Below are 21,156 nucleotides of genomic sequence, written 5' to 3'. Positions count from 1 at the left end.
ATCATTCCTCCCAGCTCTCCGGCCGATCCTCCAAGTCCTTTTGTAAAAGATCAAGATACGGAACAAGAACACCGTTTTTTTTCGGCAGGAAATACTCCGGGTTTAACTCGTCCAACCGGAAGCTTTTGCGCCCGCCCTCCTGCGCCCGATCCCAGAAATAGCGCAAATGTGCGTAGGGGAGATAATAAAACTGTTCCCGATGCGAATAGTAGATCAGAAAAAAAGCAATGCCCTTCTGCTTTTCAAACCGATCCATAAAGGCTACCTGATGCCTGTGAATGTTTTGCAGGGCAAAGGTATCCTGGGCACATTCCTTTGCATCGAAGCAGACCGGAATGCCCTGTACAACTCCGATATAGTCTACCGTACTTTTCTGGTCAAAATATGCCAGCGTGATATGCCTGTGCTCCTTGTCGATTTTGATCGGCGTAATCGGGGTCGGGATCTTCTGGATCAATGCCAGATTACTTTCCAGATATTTTTCATTCGTGCGGTTGATCAGATCCTCCAGTGTTGATCCCCGCAGTCCTCTTGAGTTCCAGGTTGCCATGTGATTGTTCCATCTTTCGTTATAGTATAAAAAGCCTGCAATACGGCTGCGTACAGTCTACGGCTGCCGCCAGGCTTTTTGTTCTCGTATAGGAAACTTCGTTTCCATACGATAAAAATGCTCCGCGAGGATGCGCACTCGGCGCAGGGGTAGATGGTTGCCGAAGCAACCGCGCCTCGGCGCGAGAATGTGCCAAGGCACATTCTTTTTTATGTGGTTTAGGGCTGTATTCCTGCCGCCAAAAGCAGCTTCTGAAAATCCTCCGGCAGCGGACAAGTGATGCCGCCTGTCGGTAAAATGCCAGAGGCAGCGTCCTTCTGGCGGATCTGCCATGCATGCAACAGCTGTCTGCCGATTCCGTAGGTTTGCTTCAGGGTTCGATTGACTGCTTCGTTTCCGTATTTCGGGTCGCCCAGCAAAGGATGCCCTGTCCATGCAAAATGCGCGCGGATCTGGTGCGTCTTGCCGGTAAACAACTCTGCCTGGGCATAAGTAACCGTCCCGATGCCGGGAAGCTCCAGGCAAGCGAGGGGTTCGATCCCTGTTTTGATTTCGTCCGCACCCTCCGCAGGCTTTGTTAAAATTTTAACCTGATTTTTTTTCGTATCCTTCAAAAGATAACCGGTCAAAATCTGTTTTTCCTTTACTTCTCCGAGCAAAAAGAGGCGATAATACTTATGAATCTGCCGGTTCCGGATCAGCCCTGTGAGTTTCTGCGTTCCCAAAAGGCTTTTGCCGCATAACAGCAGTCCGCTCGTGTTTCGATCCAGACGGTTGCACACCGACGGATGGAAGGTCGCCAACGCTTCGGCGGTCAATTTTTTTTGAGACAACAAATATCCGATCAACCATTCGTTTGCAGAAAAATCCGTCACAGACGCCTTCTGGGAAAGCACGCCAGCCGGTTTATCCAACGCCAGAATATCTTCGTCCTCATATAAAATGCGAATATTTTTCAGTTTCTCAAATGCCAGAAGATATTCTTTTGTTTCCGCCCCTGCCGCCTTTTTTTGCGCGCTGTAGTCTGCAGGAGGTGCCCCGAACTTTTCCAGCGTTTCCTCTGCCAGAAACAGCTTTACCTCATCACCGATTAAAAGAATTTCCTTTCCGGTACATTTTTTCCCGTTCAGAACAATATTTTTTTTGCGCATCATCTTGTAAAAAAAGCTGACTCCGGCTTCCTTCATATATTTATTTAAAAATTTGTCCAGCCGTTGTCCGGCTTCATTTTGCCCGATCGTTACTGCACGCATCCGCTTTTCTCCTTATAGACTGATCGCAAATAAAAGTGCCTTGATCCGCGCTGTCCGCTCCGTTTCTTCTTCCGTGTTATCGCCCGCAGCGGCTGCCTTTTCCAGCTCGTCCAGCCGGTTTAAATACTTCGGCAGCTCTTTAAAAATCCGGATATGTACCTCCGAAAGCTGATTACGCATAAACATACCCTCCAGATGCTTCTCACAGCCCTTTATGTCTGCGAACGGATCCGCCATATAGCCGATCAGCTCCACCCCGGATAATGCCATATGCTGTACCTGATAAGTACGTTCGTAGCTGGTAAATTCCAGATCGGTAAGGCTTTCCGCTGTCCTGATTTTTGCAGAGATTTTGCGGTAATCCGATTCGGAAATTTCATGACAGCGAAGCAGGGCGATCAGGTTTGCCGCGCTCCGGCACGCCGGAAGACAGCCAAGCACCGCAACGATCGTCAAAAGGTTCTGGTTGGAACCGGTCGACCAGATGCCCATTGCGTATACTGCAAAAGAAATGGCAAACAGCACAAGCGTTTTGCAGATGGACATTTTTTTGTTCCAGGCAAGGTATCCCTTCTGCCCTTTATTCTGATTCTTTTTCTTCTTCAATGACTTCGGTTCCTTTCTCTCTCATTTTCTGTACCAGACAGATGACCGGATCCTGCGGCAGCAGCCGTGTCATCGCCCAGAACGCCTGAATCGGCAGACTGCAGACGGACATCGGACGGTTTTTGCTGCTGGCGCGCAGCGCATCCTTGACCACCCGATCTGCCTCTACCATCGTATACTGTTTCATCGCAAGCGTGGATGCATAGTGCTCCGCCACTTCGAAAAATTCTGTTTTAACCGGTCCAGGGCAAACCGCCGTCACATAAATCTGACGTTCCTTCAGCTCTGCCCGAAGCGCCTTGGAAAAGCTCAAAACGAACGATTTTGTCGCCGCGTAGACGGAAAATCCCGGCTGGGGCAAAAATGCCGCACTGCTCGCCAGCTGAATGATCCGGCTCTTGGCCCGCATATAGGGCAGACACCCATAGGTTACTTCCAGAAGCGCCCGACAGTTTAAATCTACTTCGCCGGTCTGTTCTTTGATCGGAACCGCCGTAAAATCTCCCATCATGCCGTATCCGGCGCAGTTGATGAGCATGCGCACAACCGGCTTTTCTTCCGCAAGGCTCTCTGTCAGCACTGTCATATCCGCTTCGTTTGTCAAATCAAGCGGCAAAATCTTTACGGTATGCTGCATGCCGGAAGCGATTTCCTTTAACCGGCTTCCGCGTCTTGCGATCAGCCAGAACTCGTCCACGGAATGCAGTCCCCGATCCAGCTGCATGGCAAATTCCCGTCCCATTCCGCTGGAAGCACCTGTAATCACCACAATATTCATAGTTTCCCTCATTTCTGCGCACGTTTTTTTGCACATATCGAATTTGTCTCTTTTCCGTCTGTTTACACGCCCAGCTGCGCTTTTTCTTCTTCCGTCAGCGCGCGCCAGCTTCCTTTTGAAAGCGTCTCATCCAGGACGAGGGCACCCATCGACAGACGTTTTAAATACACGACTTCGTTGCCAACTGCCTGCAGCATCCGCTTGACCTGATGGAACCGTCCTTCTGTGATCGTCAAAAGCAGTCCACAGTCGGTATCCGAAAGCAGTTTTGTCTTTGCGGGCGCAGTCGGCGTTTCGTCCCCGATCTCAACGCCTGCTTCCAGCTTTTCGCACATCTGGCTCGTCACCGGCTTCTTCGTATGCACGAGATAGGTCTTTGGCACATGCTTTACAGGGGAAAGCAGCCTATGCGCAAGCGCCCCGTCGTTTGTAATCAGCAAAAGCCCCTCGGTGTCCTTGTCCAGCCGTCCAACCGGGGAAAGATCTTTTCCCGGAGCGTCCACAAGCAGGTCAAGCACCGTCTGATCGTGATGATCCCGCACCGCGGTCACAACGCCTGCCGGCTTATGCAGCATATAATAAAAATATTTCTGATAGGAAAAGCTGTGTCCATCCAGCGTAACCGTATCCTTTGTTTCGTCCACCTTCTGTTCCGGTGATTTTGCGGTTTCCCCGTTTACGGTTACCCGTCCTTTTTTGATAAATGCCTTCACCTCGCTTCGGGTTCCGGCTTCCATTTCACATAAATATTTGTCCAGTCTGATCAAAATGTTCCTCCCGGTCTAATTTTTCTGTTGTCCACATACTGTTAAGTATACTATACTCTGAAAGTCTTTGGTAGAATCAATGCGCAGAAAGCTGTTTCTCTTTTTCTTTTTCGGAACCCTTTCTATCCTGTGTCTGTTTCTGCTGCGCTTTCCTGCGCAGGCCGGAGCGCTCGCCGCCAACGGTCTGACACTCTGGTTCTCCAAAATGATTCCTGCTCTGTTTCCGTTCATGATTCTGTCCGGTCTCTTTCTTTCCACCGGCTTTTCCAACCTGCTCGCACGCCTGGCAGCGCCCGTTTTGCAGCCCGTTTTCCAGACAACTGACGCTTGCCTGTTCTGCATCTTGACCGGATTTTTCTGCGGATTTCCGATGGGTGCGCGAGTCTGTGCACAAAGCCTTCAGCAAAAGAAAATTTCCCTCCGGGAAGCTTCCTGGCTGCTCGCCTTTATAAACAATATCGGACCGGTCTATTTTTCCGGCTATGTCCTGACGCTGTTTCCGGTGCGTACTCCGCTGACGGTCTGGCTTGGTATGTATCTGCTGCCGTTTCTGTACGGAATGGTGCTGCGGTACACGCTCTACCGCGATCTGCCGACGCAAAGTGTCAGTCGCGTCTTTGTCCCGGCTTCTGTCCGCTGCCAGGCAAACACTCCAGCTAGCCCTACAGGTACGTTCCTTTCATCCGCCCGCCTGCTGTCCGCCCTGCATGAATCAATTCTGTCCGCAATGAACGGCATCGCCCAACTTGGCGGATATATGGTCTTTTTCAACCTCTTAAATCTGTTCCCGACAGTCTTTTTGGCAGCTTATCCGGCATTTATACGCACGCTGTCCCCACTGCTCGAGATCACCAACGGGCTGTCTATGCTTCTGCCATCGGAGCGGCTCTGGGCGTATATCGTGCTGCCGTTTGGCGGGCTGTGCTGCATCGCGCAGACTGCAAGCTGCATTCACAAAACCGGGCTGTCGCTGAAACCGTACATCTTTCATAAACTGATCCTGACGTTATTGACAGCAGCGTGGTATCTGGTGCTTCCAGTGTAGACGGTGCACGTGACAGGTGTGTCACAGACTGCTCCGATGAATGAGGCACGCCAGCCGATACAGCACAGGACTCACGGATCCGCGCGGAGCGTTTATTATCGTATGGAAACGAAGTTTCCTATACAATAATAAGAAAAGACTCCGGCGCACGCCGAAGTCTTTTTTCCAGTTCTCTTGATAACAGAATTTTTACGCAGCGCGCATTCTGTTGTTTCCATATGATATTTGATGGGATTGGATTACATGACATTCAGGTCATCGCCCACGTTTCCTGCTGCATCCATCTCTTCTGTGCCGAGCTCTTCATTCTGCGCATGGAACTCTGCACGGTTTGTCTGTACCACGTCATTGATCCGGTTTAAGTCGCTGACCAGGTTGCTGTAATGGGTCTGGGAGACTTCTACCGCATGCGCAATGATATCCTCCACCTCGGCGAGCTTCTGGTCGGTATACTGCATGATAGAATCCTTGATCGCATTGGCTTCCAGCGTTGCATTGTCCACGATCTCCTGTGCCTGGCGAGTTGCAAGCTGTACAACCTCATTTGCCTGCGCATAAGCCTGCTGCATGATCTCATGCTCATTGATCAGCTCGGTCGTATGCTCGGTCGCCTCGTTGATCAGCGCCTGCGCCTTTTCGCGCGCATCGTTTAAGATCGCTTCCTTATTGCTGATAATTTTCTGATACCGCTTAATCTCTTCCGGCGTCTTCTGGCGCAGCTCGCGTAAAAGATCGTCGATCTCGTCCTTGTTTACGATGATCTTCGAATTGGAAAGCGGCTGGTACTTACAATTATCAATATACTCTTCAATTTCATCAATCAGCTGTTCGATTCTGCTGCTCATCTTTTCCTCATTTCCGCATATGCTCAGTTTTCTCTGGCATGTCCGAACTTCTCATAGACAAGCCGTGCGACAAAAGGCGGCACGCACTGTGAAATATCTCCGTTGAAGCTGGCAATTTCCTTGACGCTGGAAGAGCTGAGATAAGCGTATTCCAGACTGGTCGTAAGAAACATCGTATCCAGCTTGTCTCCTGAAAGCTTCCGGTTGGTCTGAGCATTCTGCAATTCATACTCGAAATCCGTAATCGCGCGCAGACCGCGCACAACAACCGTCACGTCCTTACTGGCGGCATAGTCAACCAGCAGACCGCTGAAAGATTCCACCTTGACGTTCGGCAGATCTTTTGTCGCTTCTTTTAATATTTTAACACGTTCCTCAACAGAAAACAATGGAGTCTTTACTTTATTATTCAGCACGCTGACCGTCAATTCGTCAAAAACGGACGCGGCGCGGCGGATAATATCTAAATGTCCATAGGTTACGGGGTCAAAGCTGCCCGGATAAATTGCTGCTTTCATTTTTTTTCTTCCTTTGCCAGAAATACATGCTTATTTGTCTTATAGCATTTTTCTTTTTTGATTGAAAATCCGTATTCTTCGGCGAACGAAAAGTCGCGGTCAAGTGTCGCTTCGATCACGATCAATGTCTCATCCGTCACATACGGCATTCTGGAAAGTGCCGCCAGCAAGGGCTCTTCTAACCCGGATTGATACGGCGGATCCATGAAAATCACGTCCGCTTCCTTTTCGTGAATCGAGGACAGTGCACTGACAACGTCCTGTTTTAACAGGGTCGCACGGTCTTCGAACTTTGTAAAATGAAGATTTTCCGCGATACATTTGGCAGGCTCCCTGCCGTTTTCCACAAAATAGGCATGCCTTGCACCCCTGCTGATCGCTTCGATTCCGATGCCGCCGCTGCCGCTGCACAGATCGATAAATACGCTGCAGGGCAGATAAGGCTGGAGCATATTAAACAGAGTTTCCTTGATCCGATCCGTCGTCGGCCGCGTATCTAAACCCTGAGGGGTTTTCAAAGGAAGACTTCTGGCTTCTCCCGCAATTACTCTCATAAATTTCCAATTCCTCCAAAATCAGGTCAAAAATTGTTACTGTTCACACGCGCCATTCGCAAAAACGCATCTTCGATGCTTTCCGCTGCTTCGCAGCTCTTTTTACTCATAAAATGGCGCTCCCTTCGTACCCTTTGAGTTCAGATTTTCGTGCAAGCACGGAATCTGAACTCAGAAGGGTACAAGTGAACTGTAACAAAAAAATATCTGGATTTCAGCATACTGCATTCTATCCGTTTCGTCAAGCTCTGACCTTCGTTCCTTTGGAATCCCTGTGCGCAAGCTTCAGCTGATTCAGAACAAGCGTTCTGCTTTTATATTCCACACTCGTCTCATCGCCCGGCCTCGTATAAAATACCGCTTCAATCTCATCGCCATCCGACAGCTTCATCCCACGCACGCCAACCGCGTTTTTCTTTTTCTCCGGGATTTCTTCCACCTCGAAGCGCAGGAAAAATCCGTCCTTTGACTGCAAAATAATGTATTTCTGATCCTGATAAACACAGACATTCGCTACCTCGTCGCCCTCCTGCAGCTTTGTCGCCGCCACGGTACGCTTCATCACGTCGAACTCGCCGCCGTCTACCATCTTTGTCATACCCTGTTTTGTCACAAACAGCAGACGGTAGAGATTCAAGTCACTCTGACCGACCGCCAACAGGAGCTGTTCCCTGGTCGAATCGAAATTGCTCACGTTGTCGAGCGGAATTGCCTTATCGCGGAACTTGCCAAAGGGCAGATCGGACACCTTGACCGTATAAAGCTGTCCGGTATTGGTAAACAGACAGATCCTGCCGGTATTCTTTACCAGAAATACAAAACGGTTTTCCGCAAACGCCGCTTCCTGATTGCGTTCGAACGTCGCAACGTCTACGCATCTGGTATAACCGAACCGGTCAATCAGGCAGTAAGCCGGCGCTTCCTCGATTTTTTTCTCTTCAAAAACAACTTCCTCACAGTTATCGATCACCGTGCGGCGCTTCTGCGAATATTCTTTCTTGAGCGCATCCAGCTCATTGATGATGACCTGCGCCATTGCGCTTTTCCGTTCCAAAATATCCTCATACCGGTAAATATTTGCAATTGTCTCTTCGTGCTCTTTGATCAAAGCCTCAATTTCCAGACCGATCAGCTTATACAGACGCATATCCAGAATCGCATTCGCCTGATTTTCCGTAAAGCAAAGCTGCGCCGCCATCACGGAAGCCTGTTTTGTTTTAAATTTGATTCCCTCCGTCACGCCGTCCACCAGGCACGCCTTTGCCATCGTCCGGTCGCGTGAACCGCGCAAAATCTCGATAATTAAATCGATCACGTTGCAGGCTTTGATCAGGCCTTCCTGAATCTCGCGTTTTTCCTGCTCTTTTGCCAGCAGTCTCTCATATTTGCGGCGGTTGATTTCAAACTGGAAATCGGTATTTGCCTTGATGATCTGTTTTAAACCGAGCGTTTCGGGACGTCCGTCGGAAATCGCGAGCATGTTCACGCCAAAGGTGTCTTCCAGACGTGTCTTTTTATACAGCATACTGATAAAATGATCGACGTCCGCATCTTTTTTGAGTTCGATCACAATCCGGATGCCCTCTTTGGACGACTGGTTTGAAATATCCACGATATCCGTCGTCTTTTTGCTCTCCGCAAGCGCTGCGACATCCGACAGGAACTTACCGATGTTCGCACCGATCATCGTATAGGGAATCTCCGTGATGACAACGTTTGTCCTGCCGTTTTTGCCTTTTTCCGTCTCCACCTTGCCGCGCAGCTTGATTTTGCCTGCGCCGGTTTCATAGATGGAAAGCAGCTCGTCTTTGTTCGTCACGATACCGCCGGTCGGGAAGTCCGGTCCCTGCATGTAGCGCATCAGCTCTGCGGTCGTGATGTTTTCATCCAGCATATATGCCTTTACCGCATCGATGACCTCGCTGAGGTTGTGCGGCGGAATGCTCGTCGCCATGCCAACGGCGATACCCTCAGAGCCGTTGACCAAAAGGTTCGGGATGCGGCAGGGCAGAACGGACGGCTCCTTTTCCGTCTCATCGAAGTTCGGGATAAAGTCCACGACATCCTTATCCAGATCTTCCAAAAAGGCGTCCTGCGTCAGCTTTTCCAGGCGCGCCTCCGTATATCGCATCGCAGCCGCACCGTCACCCTCGATATTGCCGAAATTGCCGTGTCCATCAATTAACGGCTGTCCCTTTTTAAATTCCTGCGCCATAACGACCAGTGCTTCGTAAATCGAGCTGTCGCCGTGCGGATGATATTTACCCATCGTATCACCGACGATACGCGCGCTCTTTCGGTACGGTCTGTCATAGCGGATTCCAAGCTCGTACATATCGTAAAGCACGCGGCGCTGTACCGGCTTTAAGCCGTCCCGCACGTCCGGCAGGGCACGCGCCACGATAACGCTCATCGCATAATCGATATAAGATTTCTGCATCAGCTCGGAATATTCCGTTTTTATAATTCTGTTGTTATCTTCCATTTTTTCTGCTCATTTCTGCGCACGCCTTTTGCGCATGTTGAGTTTGTGTCAAGTGCGCGCAGACACAAATCTCGCGATTGAAAAAATTCATTTTTCAATCTTTCTTCCTTATATCAGCTATCTGCCCGGTCAGATATCCAGTTCTGCATCTGTCGCATTGCGGTAAATAAACGCGCGGCGCGGCGGAACCTCGGTTCCCATCAGCATTTCCGTCACTTCAGACGCCATTCTGGCGTCCTCGATCTCCACAAGTTTCAACATTCTCGTCTCCGGATCCAGCGTCGTCTCCCACAGCTGCTGGGCATCCATTTCGCCCAGACCTTTGTAGCGCTGCAGATGGAACGGTCCCTTGTGACGTTTGCGGTAGCGCTCCAGTGCCTTGTCATCGTAAAGATATTCCTCTGCACCCCTGGACGGCATCGCCTTATACAGCGGCGGCATTGCGATATAAACGTGTCCTTCGAAAATCAGCTCCGGCATGAACCGGTAAAACAGCGTCAGAAGCAGCGTGGAAATGTGCGCGCCGTCCACATCGGCATCCGCCATGATGATGATCTTGTCATAACGCAGCTTCGTGATATCGAAATCGTTGCCGTAGCCTTCCGAAAAACCGCATCCGAACGCATTGATCATCGTCTTGATCTCAGCGTTTGCCAGCACCTTGTCGATGCTTGCCTTTTCTACATTCAGAATCTTACCACGGATCGGCAGAATCGCCTGATACATCCGGTTTCTCGCCATCTTGGCGGAGCCGCCCGCAGAATCTCCCTCTACGATAAAAATTTCACATTTCGATGCGTCCTTCGACTCGCAGTTTGCCAGCTTTCCGTTGGAATCAAACGAAAACTTCTGCTTCGTCAGCATATTCGTCTTGGCGCGCTCCTCTGTTTTGCGGATTTTGGCCGCCTTTTCCGCGCAGCCGATGACAGCTTTTAACGTCTCTAAGTTTCTGTCAAAAAATCTGGTCAGCTCTTCGCCCACGACCTTTGCCACAACCTTCGCCGCATCCTGATTGTCCAGCTTAGTCTTTGTTTGTCCTTCAAACCGCGGATCGGGATGCTTGATCGAAATGACCGCCGTCATGCCGTTTCGCACGTCCGGACCGGTGAAGTTCTGGTCTTTTTCCTTTAAAATATTGAGTTCCCGCGCGTAGCTGTTGATAATCGTCGTAAACTGCGTCTTGAAGCCGGTCAGATGCGTGCCGCCCTCCGCATTGTAGATGTTATTGCAGAATCCCAGCACATTTTCATGGAACTCGTTGATATACTGAAATGCACCCTCGACAGAGATTCCGTCGCTTTCGCCCTGAAATGAGATGACGTCCGTCACCGCCTCGCAGGACTTGTTCATATCCTTAATAAATCCGACAATACCCTCCGGCTCGTGATAGTCCAAAATCTCCGGCTCTGTCCCTCTGCAATCCTCGAAGTGAATTGTCAACGCAGGGTTTAAGTACGCCGTCTCGTGCAGGCGGCTTTTGATATCGTCCTCTTTAAATCTGGTTTTATCAAAAATCGTATCGTCCGGCAGGAACGAAATCGTCGTTCCAGTCTCTCTTGTACGTCCAACGACCGGCAGCAGTCCATTGACCAGTTCGGTCGTTGGATTGCCGTACTCATAAGTGTCCTCATAGACATTTTTTCCGTCCTTTACACGCACTGTCAGATGCTTCGAAAGCGCATTGACGACGGAGGAGCCGACGCCGTGCAGACCGCCGCTGGTCTTATAAGCGTTATTGTCAAACTTACCGCCTGCATGCAGGGTCGTGAAAACCAGACGCTCCGCACTGATTCCTTTTTCATGCATCCCGACCGGGATACCGCGACCGTTGTCCGAAACGGTCGCTGAACCGTCTTTTTCCAGAATTACGGTGATTTTGCTGCAGTAGCCAGCCAGATGCTCGTCCACAGCGTTATCCACGATTTCATAAATCAGGTGGTTCAAGCCCTTCGTGGAAACGCTGCCGATATACATGCCCGGTCGTTTCCGCACTGCCTCCAGTCCCTCCAGCACCGTAATGCTGGAAGCGTCATAGGTTGTATTTTGTGCCATCTATCTGATCCTTTCTTTCCGATTCCAAACTGCCCAATTTTCCGTCATAAAAAGAATGTGCCTTGGCACATTCCCGCGCCGAGGCGCGGTTGCTTCGGCAACCATCTACCCTTGCGCCGAGTGCGCATCCTCGCGGAGCGTTTTTATCGTATGGAAACGAAGTTTCCTATACGATGAAAAACTCAGTTCACGGATCGCCCGCGAACTGTAAAAGTCGAATTACTTTCGAGAGTATAACACATATGTTCGATTTTGGGAAGTCCCGCTGCGATTTTTGCGCCACGTTTCCGCATCCGTCCGGTTCACACCGTGCGTTCTGATGCAGCGTTGAAACAATAGAATGCACGCTCTGCGAGCATTCTATTGTCATGAATAAGCGCTGCGCGTTTCCAAACAGCTGCTACATCGTTCTCATTGCCCGGACCGCCAGCCACAACAAAAGCAGATGCAACGGATAAAATCCGTAGAAGAACCATTTCAAAACCTGCCGTCCTTTTTTCGCCCGCTCCCCATTGTATCCATATAAAATGCACAGTCCCGCCAGCGCCGGACCTGTCATTGAGAACAAAACGCGCACTGCGCCTTCCGGAAAACCCAAAACGCCCTCCGTCTGCGCCACAGACGCTGCTTCGTTGATTCCGACAACCGCCGTCACGAACAGAAAGGCTTTCTGCAGTTTTTTCCGTTCCTGCCCCGCCCGGTCAAACAACAGCGTAAACGCCGGGGCGAGCGCAGACCAGTCTGAAAATACCGATAAAAAAAACAGCCCTGCGATCTGCAGCTGCCCTTTTCCCCGCCGGAACGCTTCTCCATGGAACACGCACAGGATCAGAAAGCTAAACAACAGGGAAAACATCATATTCAAGCCTGCCGCCTCTCTGTTAAATGCCAGAAAATAGGGCACCTGGGACACCAGCGCAAATACAAACAGCCGTTTTGCATACGCACGTCTGGACGAGGTTTTATAAAACCCCTCCACCAGAAAATAACACATCACCGGCGCAGTAAAATAGCCGATTCCTTTCAAAAATTCCGCCGGATATGTCCCCGCTGTCAGAAAAACATGGCTGAAATGATTGAAAAACATCGTCAGCATCGCGATCATCTTGATCGCGTCGCGGGTCAGCCCCCGGCTTTTGATTTCCTGCATTTCATTCTCCCTTTTCTCAGATATGAAACCGCACAGCTGCAAAGCCTGCGCCGACTTTGCACGCCGTACGGTCAGATCGTCCGATAGTCGATCGATTTTTCAAATAATCCGAATTCCTTTTCCGGAAGCACCACGTCCCCGGAAAGCACCTGATCTGCCAGCTCTCCTGCAAGCATCAGCACATCAGAATCCTGATAAATATCGCCTAATCCAAAATCCAGGTCACCGCTTTGGCGGATGCCGAAAAGATCCCCCGGCCCCCGCAGCTTTAAATCCTCATTAGCAATAAAAAATCCGTCGTTGGAGTGATTTAATACATCGAGACGTTTATTTTTTGCACCGCTTCCATCCTCGGTCATAAAAATGCAGAAGCTCTGCGCATGACCTCTTCCGACACGTCCCCGCAGCTGATGCAGCTGTGCGAGTCCGAAGCGCTCTGCATTTTCCACAAGCATTACTGTTGCATTGGGAACATTAATCCCAACCTCGATAACCGTCGTCGATACAAGGACATCGATCTGCCCGGCTCCGAATGCGTCCATAATTTCCTGCTTCTGTGCTGCCTTCATTTTTCCATGCAAAGCAGCCACCCGAATCGAGCTATTCAGGGCAGCTTTTAATTTTTCCGTATAATCCGTGACATTTTCCAGTCCGTCTGCGGAATCCTCTCCGGCTTCTACCATCGGACAGATTACATAGACCTGATGCCCTGCCTCCACCTGCGCTTCGAGAAAGGCATAGGCTTTTTTGCGGAAGGACGGATCTACGACGCAGTTTTTAATCGGCAGACGGTTTTTTGGCATCTCGTCCAGCACAGACACTTCCAGATCGCCATATAATACGATCGCCAGCGTCCGCGGAATCGGTGTCGCGCTCATGACGAGCACATGTACGCCCTCCCCCTTATTTGCCAGGCATTCTCTCTGCCTTACGCCAAACCGGTGCTGTTCATCTGTCACTACCAGTGCAAGATCGCGATACTCCACTTTGTCCTGAATCAACGCATGTGTCCCGATAATCACGTCCGCATCCCCGGATTTGATCCTTGCATACGCCTCTTTTTTCTGTTTCGACGTCATGGAACCGGTCAGCAGGATCGGTTTTGTACACAGTCCGTACTTCTCCGTCATCTCTGTCAGTGCTTCAAAGTGCTGTACCGCCAGCACTTCTGTCGGTGCCATCAGGCACCCCTGCCTGCTGTTTGCACTGCACACCAAAAGCGCCAGAAAAGCAAGGATCGTTTTACCGCTTCCCACGTCCCCCTGAACCAATCGGTTCATCGCCATATGTCCTGTCAGGTCTGCTTCGATCTGCTTCCAAACCCTCTGCTGAGCTCCGGTCAGCCGATACGGAAGCGCTGCAATCAGGCGGTCCGTATCCTCTGTCGGCTGCAGCGGCCGATCGATTAACAGCCCTGCATTCTCTTTTTTCTGACGCTTGATCTGAATCAGAAAGGCTAAAAATTCATCGAAGACCAGACGTCTTCTGGCCATCACAACATCCTCCTGACTTCCTGGAAAATGGATTTTTTCCATTGCTTCGCGGAATCCGATCAGACGGTATCTGCTCCGTATTTCTTCCGGAAGATAATCCGGCAACTCCAGCTCCTCCAGCGCCTGCCGCACACATTTGGAGATCATATGGTTGGTCAGTCCGCTCGTCAGCGCATATTTGGGCTGCCATGTCCCGGCAAGGGTTTCATAATCGCCCTGCGAAAACACACGCGGCTGTTCCATGAAAAGCATCCCGCCTGTGCCTGCCTGTACCATGCCGCGAAACACATGCCAGCTGCCGCCCGGAAGCGCTTTTTTCAGATACGGCATCCGAAACCAGGTCAGCTTCATTCGCCCGGAAGCATCTCCTGCCTGCGCATGTGTGATGACCATTCCTTTTGCCCGCACCATCGACGGCGTACCGACGATACAGGCTCTTACCGACTGTACTTTGCCGGTGCACAGCTCTCCAACCGGAAGCGCCTCCTCATAATGATCATAGCCTCTCGGAAAATAAGAAATCAGATCCTTTATCGTTTCAATATGAAGTTTCGAAAAAAGCGCAGTGGTCTTCACCCCTACGCCTTTTATCTCTGTAATCAAATGACTGGCTTCCATTATGCCTCACTCTGCAGAAACAATATAGTAGTAAATCGGCTGTCCGCCATACTGCAGCTCTACATCACACGCCGGATATTTCTCCGCCACCTTGTCGCGGAGCGCTGCAGCGTCTTCCTCTTTGGTCTCCTGACCATAATAGATGCTGATCAGCTCCATATCCTCATCCATCATGCTATCGATCATGTCTTTCGTAACTGTTTCGATCGCCTGTCCGACTGCAAGGATCCCTGCATCTCCGATCCCCATGTAATCGCCCTGATGGATTTCATGATCGTCGATCACCGTATCTCTGACTGCATAGGTTACTTCACCGGTGCGAACGGTTTCGATCGCTTCTGTCATCGCCGCTTCATTTTCTTCCGGACTCAGATCCGGTACATAGTTGATTACTGCGGTAATGCCCTGTGCGATTGTCTTGGTAGGAATGACAACGATCTTCTTGTCCTCCGTCATATATTTTGCCTGGTTTGCAGCCAGAATGATATTTTTATTATTAGGGAGAACGTAAACGGTTTCTGCGTTTACTTTTTCAATGGCATTCAGCACATCCTCAGTGCTCGGGTTCATCGTCTGACCACCCTCGATGATATAGTCTACGCCAAGGTCTTTTAAGATCGCATTGATCCCTTCGCCTACAGAAACCGCGATAAATGCCGCTGCCTTTTTCTCAGCTGGTGCTGCAGCTGCAGCCTCCTGCTGCTCCTTCTGTGCCATCTTCACAACCTTTTCATGGTGCTCCAGGCGCATGTTGTCGATCTTCATATTGGAAAGTGCACCATACTTCAATGCCTTCTGGATCGCAAGACCCGGGTCATTGGTATGCACGTGTACCTTAACCACATCGTCATCTGCCACAACTACGATCGAATCACCGATGGATTCCAGATATGCCTTAAAGTCCATCTCCTGCTTGATGTTAAAGGTCTTGGAAAGCATGATGATAAACTCTGTACAATAACCGAATTTGATATCGCTCTCTTCCAGAACGGTTTCCTGGCTGCCTGCAAACGGAGCGCCTGCAGGAGCTGCGGTCTCTGTTACCGTCCAGTCGATCTCTTTGCCTAAAAACGCTTCATAAGCGCCCTTTAATACCTGCATCAGACCCTGTCCGCCGGAATCCACAACGCCAGCCTGTTTTAAAACAGGCAGCATCTCCGGAGTCTGGCTCAGCACATAATCTGCGCGCTCAATGATATCGCCGATATATTTTTCCAGGTCGGTTTCCCCTGCATCTGCCAGCTCACGCGCCTTTAAAGAAGCACTCTTGGCAACGGTCAGGATCGTGCCTTCCTTCGGTTTCATAACTGCTTTGTATGCAGTCTCTACCGCTTTCTCACAAGCTTCTGCAAGCAGCGGAATATCGATCGTATCATAATCGCGGATCGCTTTAGTGAAGCCTCTGAACAGCTGCGATAAAATGACGCCTGAGTTGCCTCTGGCGCCTCTTAAGGAACCGGATGAAATCGCCTTTGCCAGGGATTTCATATCCAGGTCATTGTTTGCATTCATCGCTGCAACGTCTTTTGCCGCAGACATAATGGTCAGTGTCATGTTCGTACCTGTATCACCATCCGGAACAGGGAACACGTTTAATTCATTGATCCACTCTTTCTTACTCTCCAGATTCTTAGCACCTGCTAAGAACATCTTTGCAAGCATCTTAGCGTCGATCGTATTTACAGCCACAGTTAAGTCCTCCTTAATCAATCACTCGCACACCTTCTACAAAGATGTTGATTTTCTCTATCTCAATTCCGGTAAATTCCTCTACCTTATATTTTACATTGCTGATCAGATTGTCCGATACCGCAAGAATGCTCACCCCGTATGCCACGATAACGTGGAAGTCCAGTGTCAGTTTATTATTATTCAGTGTAACTGCAATGCCCTTGGTAATGCTGTCGCTCTTCAACAGCTTGACAAGACCGCCCTTCACTGTAGCGCCCATGCCAACGATGCCGAAACACTCCATCGCCACTGTTCCCGCATATTGACCAATCACTTCATTATCAATCGTAATATTGCCCATATGGGTCGTCATAGAAGAACCCTTCATGTGATAACCTCCTTTTTCCATGAAAATCTAAGGCTATTATAACCGCTTTCCTGCAAAAAGGGAATAACCATTTTAATTTTTTAAAAATTTGATGATTTTTTACTTGCCAAATGTATTTAATTCTGTTATCATACTGATGTTGTCAGTCAAACGACGAATATAGTTTGAGGAGGTGCAATCATGGCAAAATGCGATATTTGTGGCAAAGGCGCTCATTTCGGTAACAACGTAAGCCATTCCCATAGAAGATCCAACCGTATCTGGAATTCCAACGTCAGAAGCGTTAAATGTAAAGTCAACGGTGGTGCACGGAGAATGCACGTTTGCACAAGCTGCTTGAAGTCCGGCAGGGTTGAAAGAGCTTAATTGAATCAGAAACATTGAAAAGCTACTCTGGTAAAGAGTAGCTTTTTTGTCATGGCGACGAGGAAAAGGACAGACCTGCGAAGCAGGGATGTTCCTGCAAAAAAGAGCCTGAGCAAAAGCCGTTCTTTGGTTTTTGCTCAGGCTCTTTTTTGAAAGGAAGTTACAGCCGCCGCTCTGCGGAGGTCTGTCCTTTTCCGATCGCTGATCATCCACCGGCCCCGGAATGTTTTTTCCGGAGCTGGTGGATGATTTTAATAATCTCAGCTCCTCTTCCATTCCCCATTCCGGTCAAATCTCCTTTTCAGTTCCCGCTCTGTCACAACGATCGTTCCAATGATAACGACACACTGCAGTGTACACACAATTCCCCCTACGTTCCCTACGCAGTTGTTCCCTTTTCCGAAAACACACGTCAAAACAATTACCGTAACCGGAAGCATTACAAGCCCGCTGACATACCAGAGCTTTCCGCAGCAGCGATGCGCGTATTTCCAGGTTTCTTTATTTTTCATGGACATCGCCGTCCGGTATCCATACATCGCATTGATCTCCTTCGGAGGCTTTTTCTGAAATCTTTTTCCAATAAAAACCATCGTAACCGGAATCAGCAGATCCATCACCAGCATAAAAATCCAAAAGCCCATAGCGCCTTCCTTTCCCTGTGAAAAAATCACTTCACAAAAATGCTGTCATCTCCATATCTGCCGATATGGGATGGCTTCTTCGGTGAATAATAAAGCTTCCCCAGCACCTCTTCCGGGTTCGAATCCGTCTGATAACGTCCATACAGGGTTTTGGCAAGCTCCGTCCCCGTCAGCATGTCCAGCGTGTCCGTATAGGTAACGCCATCCACCTGATATTCGACAGTTACAACATAAATCGAATCCGTATCCACGGTTTCCGTTGCCGCAGAATAGGACGTTGTCGTACTTTTTTCTATTTTAATAATTTTGTACTCAGATGGATCGATTTCAGCCGTATAGGTGTGTTTCCGGTAAAGATCGACAGCTGCGATAATGACCACCGTTACCAGTACGCCAATCAGGCAGACCGTAAGCACAGCAATCAGAGCTTCCCTGTTTTTCTCGTTTTGCCTGGAATTCACACCCCGTTTTCTATTGTCAGAATTTCCCAATCCGTACCTCCCACTCAAAATTCGTTCGGTACATCCATCCCGATCACATAATTGTAACTGTAGGTATGGACATAAAGCTTCCCATCCTGTTCTACGATCAGATCCGGTGCCTTTTTTAAGGACAGCCGATCGATCACTTCTCCTGTGTTGCGATTGATCTGATACAGATAATCCGGTTCCGCCGTAAAGCCATAGCCGCACAGAATAACATCACCTTTGACTACAAAATTCATGGAATTATAGGTCTGGTCTGCGCTTCTCCACAGCAGCTTATCGTTTTCCAGATCATAGGCAAACATAAAACAGGTATTGGATTGCGCGTATCCGTTTCTCACGCTGGCTCCGTAAAAAATCCCATCCTCCAGATATGCATTGTTGCCGTTAATATACCACTGATCCGTCGGATAATCCAGTACATAGATGCAATTTCCCGTACCGGTTTCGTAAATATAGAGCTCGTCGTCCACCCACTGGTACTGGTAATGATCGTCATAAAAGCTGTTCCAGTCCGTGCCGATCATCGGAAGTGACAAATTTTCGCTGTCATACCAGTCGTTTGCCCAGCTGACTCCGTTTTCCTCTTCCGATAGAATGGTCAACCCGATCGGATCCACCGCATCGCCGTCCGCAAGTATTTCGCCCATTGTGGATATGTCCAGGGTTAGATATTTCGGTTCTGTCGTGTTTTCCACAGTTGCTTCGGTTTCCGGCTCCTGAGCAGTCGTTTTCGTATTTTGCGTCTCGCCCGTTTCTGACACAGAGTCTTTTGCATCTGCATCCTCTGTGTCCGGCATGGCGCTTTCGTTTTGTATCCCAATACTTTCTGCTATTTCAGTTTCTACGTTCGTTTCTGCCCCTGCACCCTGACCGCAGCCTGCCAATAACAGACACAGCGTCAGAAAAAGTGCGCCTTTTCGTTTGTTCATCCTGTTTTCCTCCTCAAATTGTCATTCTATTGCGAGCATCTTTATGACGTATTCCGTCGTCCCCGCTTCCAGACGCCTTTGCCCGGAAAGAGAAAAGCCGTGGGCTTCATAAAACCGGATCGCGCGTTCATTTTTCTCAAGCACCCACAGATGGTCTGCCCGATGCTCCTGCTTGGCGTACTCCATCAGCGCCGCGCCGATTCCTTGATTCTGAAAAAAATGATCCACATAAAACTCTGCGATTTCCGTCTGTTCCAGATGAATCAGTCCTTTCACAATTCCATCGTCATACACAAAAATATGATCCAGGATTTCCGGCTGCGCATACTCTTTTGCAACATCCAGTACTTGAAGCACATGAAAAGAATAGTCGTCGTTTTTAAAAATCGATCGATAATTCATTCGCTTATCAAATACGAGGATTTCTGCAATTCTTGAAAGATCTTTCTTTTCCGCTTTTCGAATCATTCTTTCTCCTATGGTTTTAAAGGCTTTCCAGAAACCTGTCCACTTCCCGGTTAAATTCCTCTGAGCGCTTATTTGCAACAAAATGATCCCCCTTGATGATCGCCAAACGGGCATTCGGGATATTTTCCGCAATTTTTCTCGTGTGGTCTTCCCGGATCATGTCTTTTGTCCCGCAGATTACGAGGGTCGGTGCGGTAATCTGTGCAAGCTCTTCCGGGTGAACTACCCACTTGTCTAAAGCCAATGGGCTTCCTGCTTCGCAGACCTCGTTTCTACGTTCCACTCCGGTCGGAGCAGAACAAACATCCACTGGATGTTTTGCTCCCTACTATCTCCACAGGCGTTAATTCGGGCAGTCCCTGCCCTATATTATTATTTTTATGCTATTTCTCTTAATCCTTCTTCCAGTATATTCTTTGCCGCATTGATATCTCTGTCATGATTTGTTCCACAGACAGGACATATCCATTCCCTTACGGATAGATTTTTCGTCTCTGTATTTTGGTATCCACAGGCTGAACACAACTGACTGCTGGCATAAAATGTATTTATCTTGATATATTTTCTGCCATTCCACTTTGCCTTATATTCTAACTGTCTTGTCAGCTCATACCATGATACATCACTTATGGACTTTGCCAAATGATGATTTTTTACCATGTTTTTTATCTGCAAATTTTCCGAAACTATCACTTGGTTTTCGCTGATAATCTCATGGGACATCTTGTGCAGATAATCTTTTCTGGTATTTGTTATTTTTTCATGACATAATGCTATCTTTTTCTTTACTTTGTAGTAGTTTTGGCTTCTTTTTTCTTTGTGCGCTAACTGTCTTTGCAGTTTTTTCAGTTTCTTTTCGTATTTTCTGATAATTTTTGGATTTTCGTATTTCTTTCCATCAGAAGTAATACATAACTCCTTAACGCCCAAATCTATTCCTGTATTTTGATTTGTATGCGGCAGTTCCACGTGTTCTGTTTCCACTAAAATGGATACATAATACTTTCCACTCGGGACTTGTGATATCGTTGCCGATTTTATCTGCCCGCTAAAATTTCTATGCAGTTTTGCTTTTACATTTTTTAATTTAGGCAGTTTTACTCTATTGCCCTCGAAATCTACTGCTATATTGCCATTCGTAAAATTTGTTGTATATGACTTATGATTATCGTGTTTACTCCTAAACTTCGGATAACCTGCATGTTCCTTAAAAAATTTCTGATATGCAGCATCCATGTTGTAAATCGCATTTGTCAAAGCGAATTTATCCACTTCTTTCAGCCATTCATATTCTTTCTTTAATTGTCTGTTGCAGTAATTGTTACAGTCAGTTTTACTAACCGATTTTTTCTCTTTCTCATATACTTCTTTCCGGTATGCCAGTGTCTGATTATATACAAAACGGCAACAGCCAAATGTTTTTGCAATTTGTATTTTCTGCTCATTATTAGGGTATATTCTGTATTTATATGCCTTTAACATCCACTG

Annotated in this window: 22 protein-coding genes; 2 read left to right on the top strand and 20 right to left on the bottom strand. The window is 48.6% G+C overall.

Annotation, left to right across the window (positions count from 1 at the left end):
* Nucleotide 1: 1 nt before the first annotated feature.
* The 5 genes from ACLTOQ_RS08470 to ACLTOQ_RS08450 all read right to left on the bottom strand — a co-directional run bounded on the left by ACLTOQ_RS08470 (nucleotide 2) and on the right by ACLTOQ_RS08450 (nucleotide 3,954).
* Nucleotides 2-550 carry a Holliday junction resolvase RecU gene (locus tag ACLTOQ_RS08470; protein WP_337426073.1) on the bottom strand — a complete coding sequence of 183 codons (549 nt, stop codon included), beginning with the start codon at nucleotides 548-550 and terminating at the stop codon, nucleotides 2-4.
* Nucleotides 551-768: 218 nt separating this feature from the next.
* A complete protein-coding gene (locus tag ACLTOQ_RS08465) occupies nucleotides 769-1,803 on the bottom strand; it encodes an RluA family pseudouridine synthase (protein WP_412319250.1) in 1,035 nt (344 codons plus the stop codon).
* 12 nt (nucleotides 1,804-1,815) lie between these two features.
* A complete protein-coding gene (locus tag ACLTOQ_RS08460) occupies nucleotides 1,816-2,409 on the bottom strand; it encodes a hypothetical protein (protein ID WP_412319249.1) in 594 nt (197 codons plus the stop codon).
* Nucleotides 2,384-3,187: an SDR family NAD(P)-dependent oxidoreductase gene (locus tag ACLTOQ_RS08455; protein ID WP_021914919.1), complete on the bottom strand. Its 804-nt coding sequence runs from the start codon at nucleotides 3,185-3,187 to the stop codon at nucleotides 2,384-2,386. The genes ACLTOQ_RS08460 and ACLTOQ_RS08455 overlap by 26 nt, the downstream gene beginning before the upstream one ends.
* A gap of 62 nt (nucleotides 3,188-3,249) precedes the next feature.
* The gene (locus tag ACLTOQ_RS08450; protein ID WP_021914920.1) at nucleotides 3,250-3,954 is read right to left on the bottom strand and encodes a pseudouridine synthase; all 705 of its coding nucleotides are present in this window, start codon (nucleotides 3,952-3,954) and stop codon (nucleotides 3,250-3,252) included.
* Nucleotides 3,955-4,033: 79 nt separating this feature from the next.
* Here ACLTOQ_RS08450 and ACLTOQ_RS08445 point away from each other — a divergent pair, with 79 nt between their 5' ends.
* On the top strand, nucleotides 4,034-4,999 hold the full coding sequence (locus ACLTOQ_RS08445; RefSeq protein ID WP_412319248.1) for a hypothetical protein: 966 nt from the start codon (nucleotides 4,034-4,036) through the stop codon (nucleotides 4,997-4,999).
* 239 nt (nucleotides 5,000-5,238) lie between these two features.
* Here the strand turns inward: ACLTOQ_RS08445 and ACLTOQ_RS08440 are convergent, their stop codons facing one another.
* The 9 genes from ACLTOQ_RS08440 to ACLTOQ_RS08400 form a co-directional block, all read right to left on the bottom strand.
* Complete coding sequence (locus ACLTOQ_RS08440; RefSeq protein WP_021915639.1) at nucleotides 5,239-5,844, bottom strand: hypothetical protein; 606 nt, start codon at nucleotides 5,842-5,844, stop codon at nucleotides 5,239-5,241.
* A 23-nt stretch (nucleotides 5,845-5,867) separates the two neighbouring features.
* Nucleotides 5,868-6,362 (bottom strand): pantetheine-phosphate adenylyltransferase, encoded by a 495-nt coding sequence (coaD, locus tag ACLTOQ_RS08435; RefSeq protein WP_021915640.1) that lies wholly within the window; start codon nucleotides 6,360-6,362, stop codon nucleotides 5,868-5,870.
* Nucleotides 6,359-6,916 carry an RsmD family RNA methyltransferase gene (gene rsmD / locus ACLTOQ_RS08430; protein ID WP_412319247.1) on the bottom strand — a complete coding sequence of 186 codons (558 nt, stop codon included), beginning with the start codon at nucleotides 6,914-6,916 and terminating at the stop codon, nucleotides 6,359-6,361. The genes coaD and rsmD overlap by 4 nt, the downstream gene beginning before the upstream one ends.
* A gap of 241 nt (nucleotides 6,917-7,157) precedes the next feature.
* A complete protein-coding gene (locus ACLTOQ_RS08425; RefSeq protein ID WP_412319246.1) occupies nucleotides 7,158-9,401 on the bottom strand; it encodes a DNA topoisomerase (ATP-hydrolyzing) subunit A in 2,244 nt (747 codons plus the stop codon).
* A gap of 129 nt (nucleotides 9,402-9,530) precedes the next feature.
* Nucleotides 9,531-11,453 (bottom strand): DNA gyrase/topoisomerase IV subunit B, encoded by a 1,923-nt coding sequence (locus ACLTOQ_RS08420; protein ID WP_118763103.1) that lies wholly within the window; start codon nucleotides 11,451-11,453, stop codon nucleotides 9,531-9,533.
* 400 nt (nucleotides 11,454-11,853) lie between these two features.
* The gene (locus ACLTOQ_RS08415; RefSeq protein WP_412319245.1) at nucleotides 11,854-12,603 is read right to left on the bottom strand and encodes a TraX family protein; all 750 of its coding nucleotides are present in this window, start codon (nucleotides 12,601-12,603) and stop codon (nucleotides 11,854-11,856) included.
* Between the two features lie 71 nt (nucleotides 12,604-12,674).
* The gene (gene recG, locus ACLTOQ_RS08410; protein ID WP_412319244.1) at nucleotides 12,675-14,714 is read right to left on the bottom strand and encodes an ATP-dependent DNA helicase RecG; all 2,040 of its coding nucleotides are present in this window, start codon (nucleotides 14,712-14,714) and stop codon (nucleotides 12,675-12,677) included.
* A 6-nt stretch (nucleotides 14,715-14,720) separates the two neighbouring features.
* The gene (locus ACLTOQ_RS08405; RefSeq protein WP_262584668.1) at nucleotides 14,721-16,403 is read right to left on the bottom strand and encodes a DAK2 domain-containing protein; all 1,683 of its coding nucleotides are present in this window, start codon (nucleotides 16,401-16,403) and stop codon (nucleotides 14,721-14,723) included.
* A gap of 13 nt (nucleotides 16,404-16,416) precedes the next feature.
* Nucleotides 16,417-16,773 carry an Asp23/Gls24 family envelope stress response protein gene (locus ACLTOQ_RS08400; RefSeq protein ID WP_021915647.1) on the bottom strand — a complete coding sequence of 119 codons (357 nt, stop codon included), beginning with the start codon at nucleotides 16,771-16,773 and terminating at the stop codon, nucleotides 16,417-16,419.
* A gap of 180 nt (nucleotides 16,774-16,953) precedes the next feature.
* Between ACLTOQ_RS08400 and rpmB the strand changes: the two genes are divergently transcribed.
* Nucleotides 16,954-17,139 carry a 50S ribosomal protein L28 gene (rpmB, locus tag ACLTOQ_RS08395; protein ID WP_117959793.1) on the top strand — a complete coding sequence of 62 codons (186 nt, stop codon included), beginning with the start codon at nucleotides 16,954-16,956 and terminating at the stop codon, nucleotides 17,137-17,139.
* 260 nt (nucleotides 17,140-17,399) lie between these two features.
* On the opposite strand, the gene ACLTOQ_RS08390 is transcribed toward rpmB, so the two are convergent.
* The 6 genes from ACLTOQ_RS08390 to tnpB form a co-directional block, all read right to left on the bottom strand.
* Nucleotides 17,400-17,783: an SdpI family protein gene (locus ACLTOQ_RS08390; protein ID WP_412319243.1), complete on the bottom strand. Its 384-nt coding sequence runs from the start codon at nucleotides 17,781-17,783 to the stop codon at nucleotides 17,400-17,402.
* Nucleotides 17,784-17,809: 26 nt separating this feature from the next.
* A complete protein-coding gene (locus ACLTOQ_RS08385; protein WP_117959795.1) occupies nucleotides 17,810-18,274 on the bottom strand; it encodes a hypothetical protein in 465 nt (154 codons plus the stop codon).
* A 14-nt stretch (nucleotides 18,275-18,288) separates the two neighbouring features.
* On the bottom strand, nucleotides 18,289-19,200 hold the full coding sequence (locus ACLTOQ_RS08380; RefSeq protein ID WP_412319242.1) for a hypothetical protein: 912 nt from the start codon (nucleotides 19,198-19,200) through the stop codon (nucleotides 18,289-18,291).
* 21 nt (nucleotides 19,201-19,221) lie between these two features.
* Nucleotides 19,222-19,668 (bottom strand): GNAT family N-acetyltransferase, encoded by a 447-nt coding sequence (locus ACLTOQ_RS08375; RefSeq protein WP_117959797.1) that lies wholly within the window; start codon nucleotides 19,666-19,668, stop codon nucleotides 19,222-19,224.
* 16 nt (nucleotides 19,669-19,684) lie between these two features.
* Nucleotides 19,685-19,978, bottom strand: a complete 294-nt coding sequence (locus ACLTOQ_RS08370) for an alpha/beta fold hydrolase (RefSeq protein ID WP_412319241.1) — start codon at nucleotides 19,976-19,978, stop codon at nucleotides 19,685-19,687.
* 68 nt (nucleotides 19,979-20,046) lie between these two features.
* Nucleotides 20,047-21,150, bottom strand: coding sequence for an IS200/IS605 family element RNA-guided endonuclease TnpB (gene tnpB, locus ACLTOQ_RS08365; RefSeq protein WP_412319292.1), 1,104 nt, complete (start codon nucleotides 21,148-21,150; stop codon nucleotides 20,047-20,049).
* Nucleotides 21,151-21,156 lie beyond the last annotated feature (6 nt).

Source organism: Gallintestinimicrobium sp. (genome assembly GCF_046968865.1).
GTDB classification, from domain to species: domain Bacteria; phylum Bacillota; class Clostridia; order Lachnospirales; family Lachnospiraceae; genus Gallintestinimicrobium; species Gallintestinimicrobium propionicum.
This window is presented reverse-complemented; position numbering and strand designations above follow the sequence as displayed.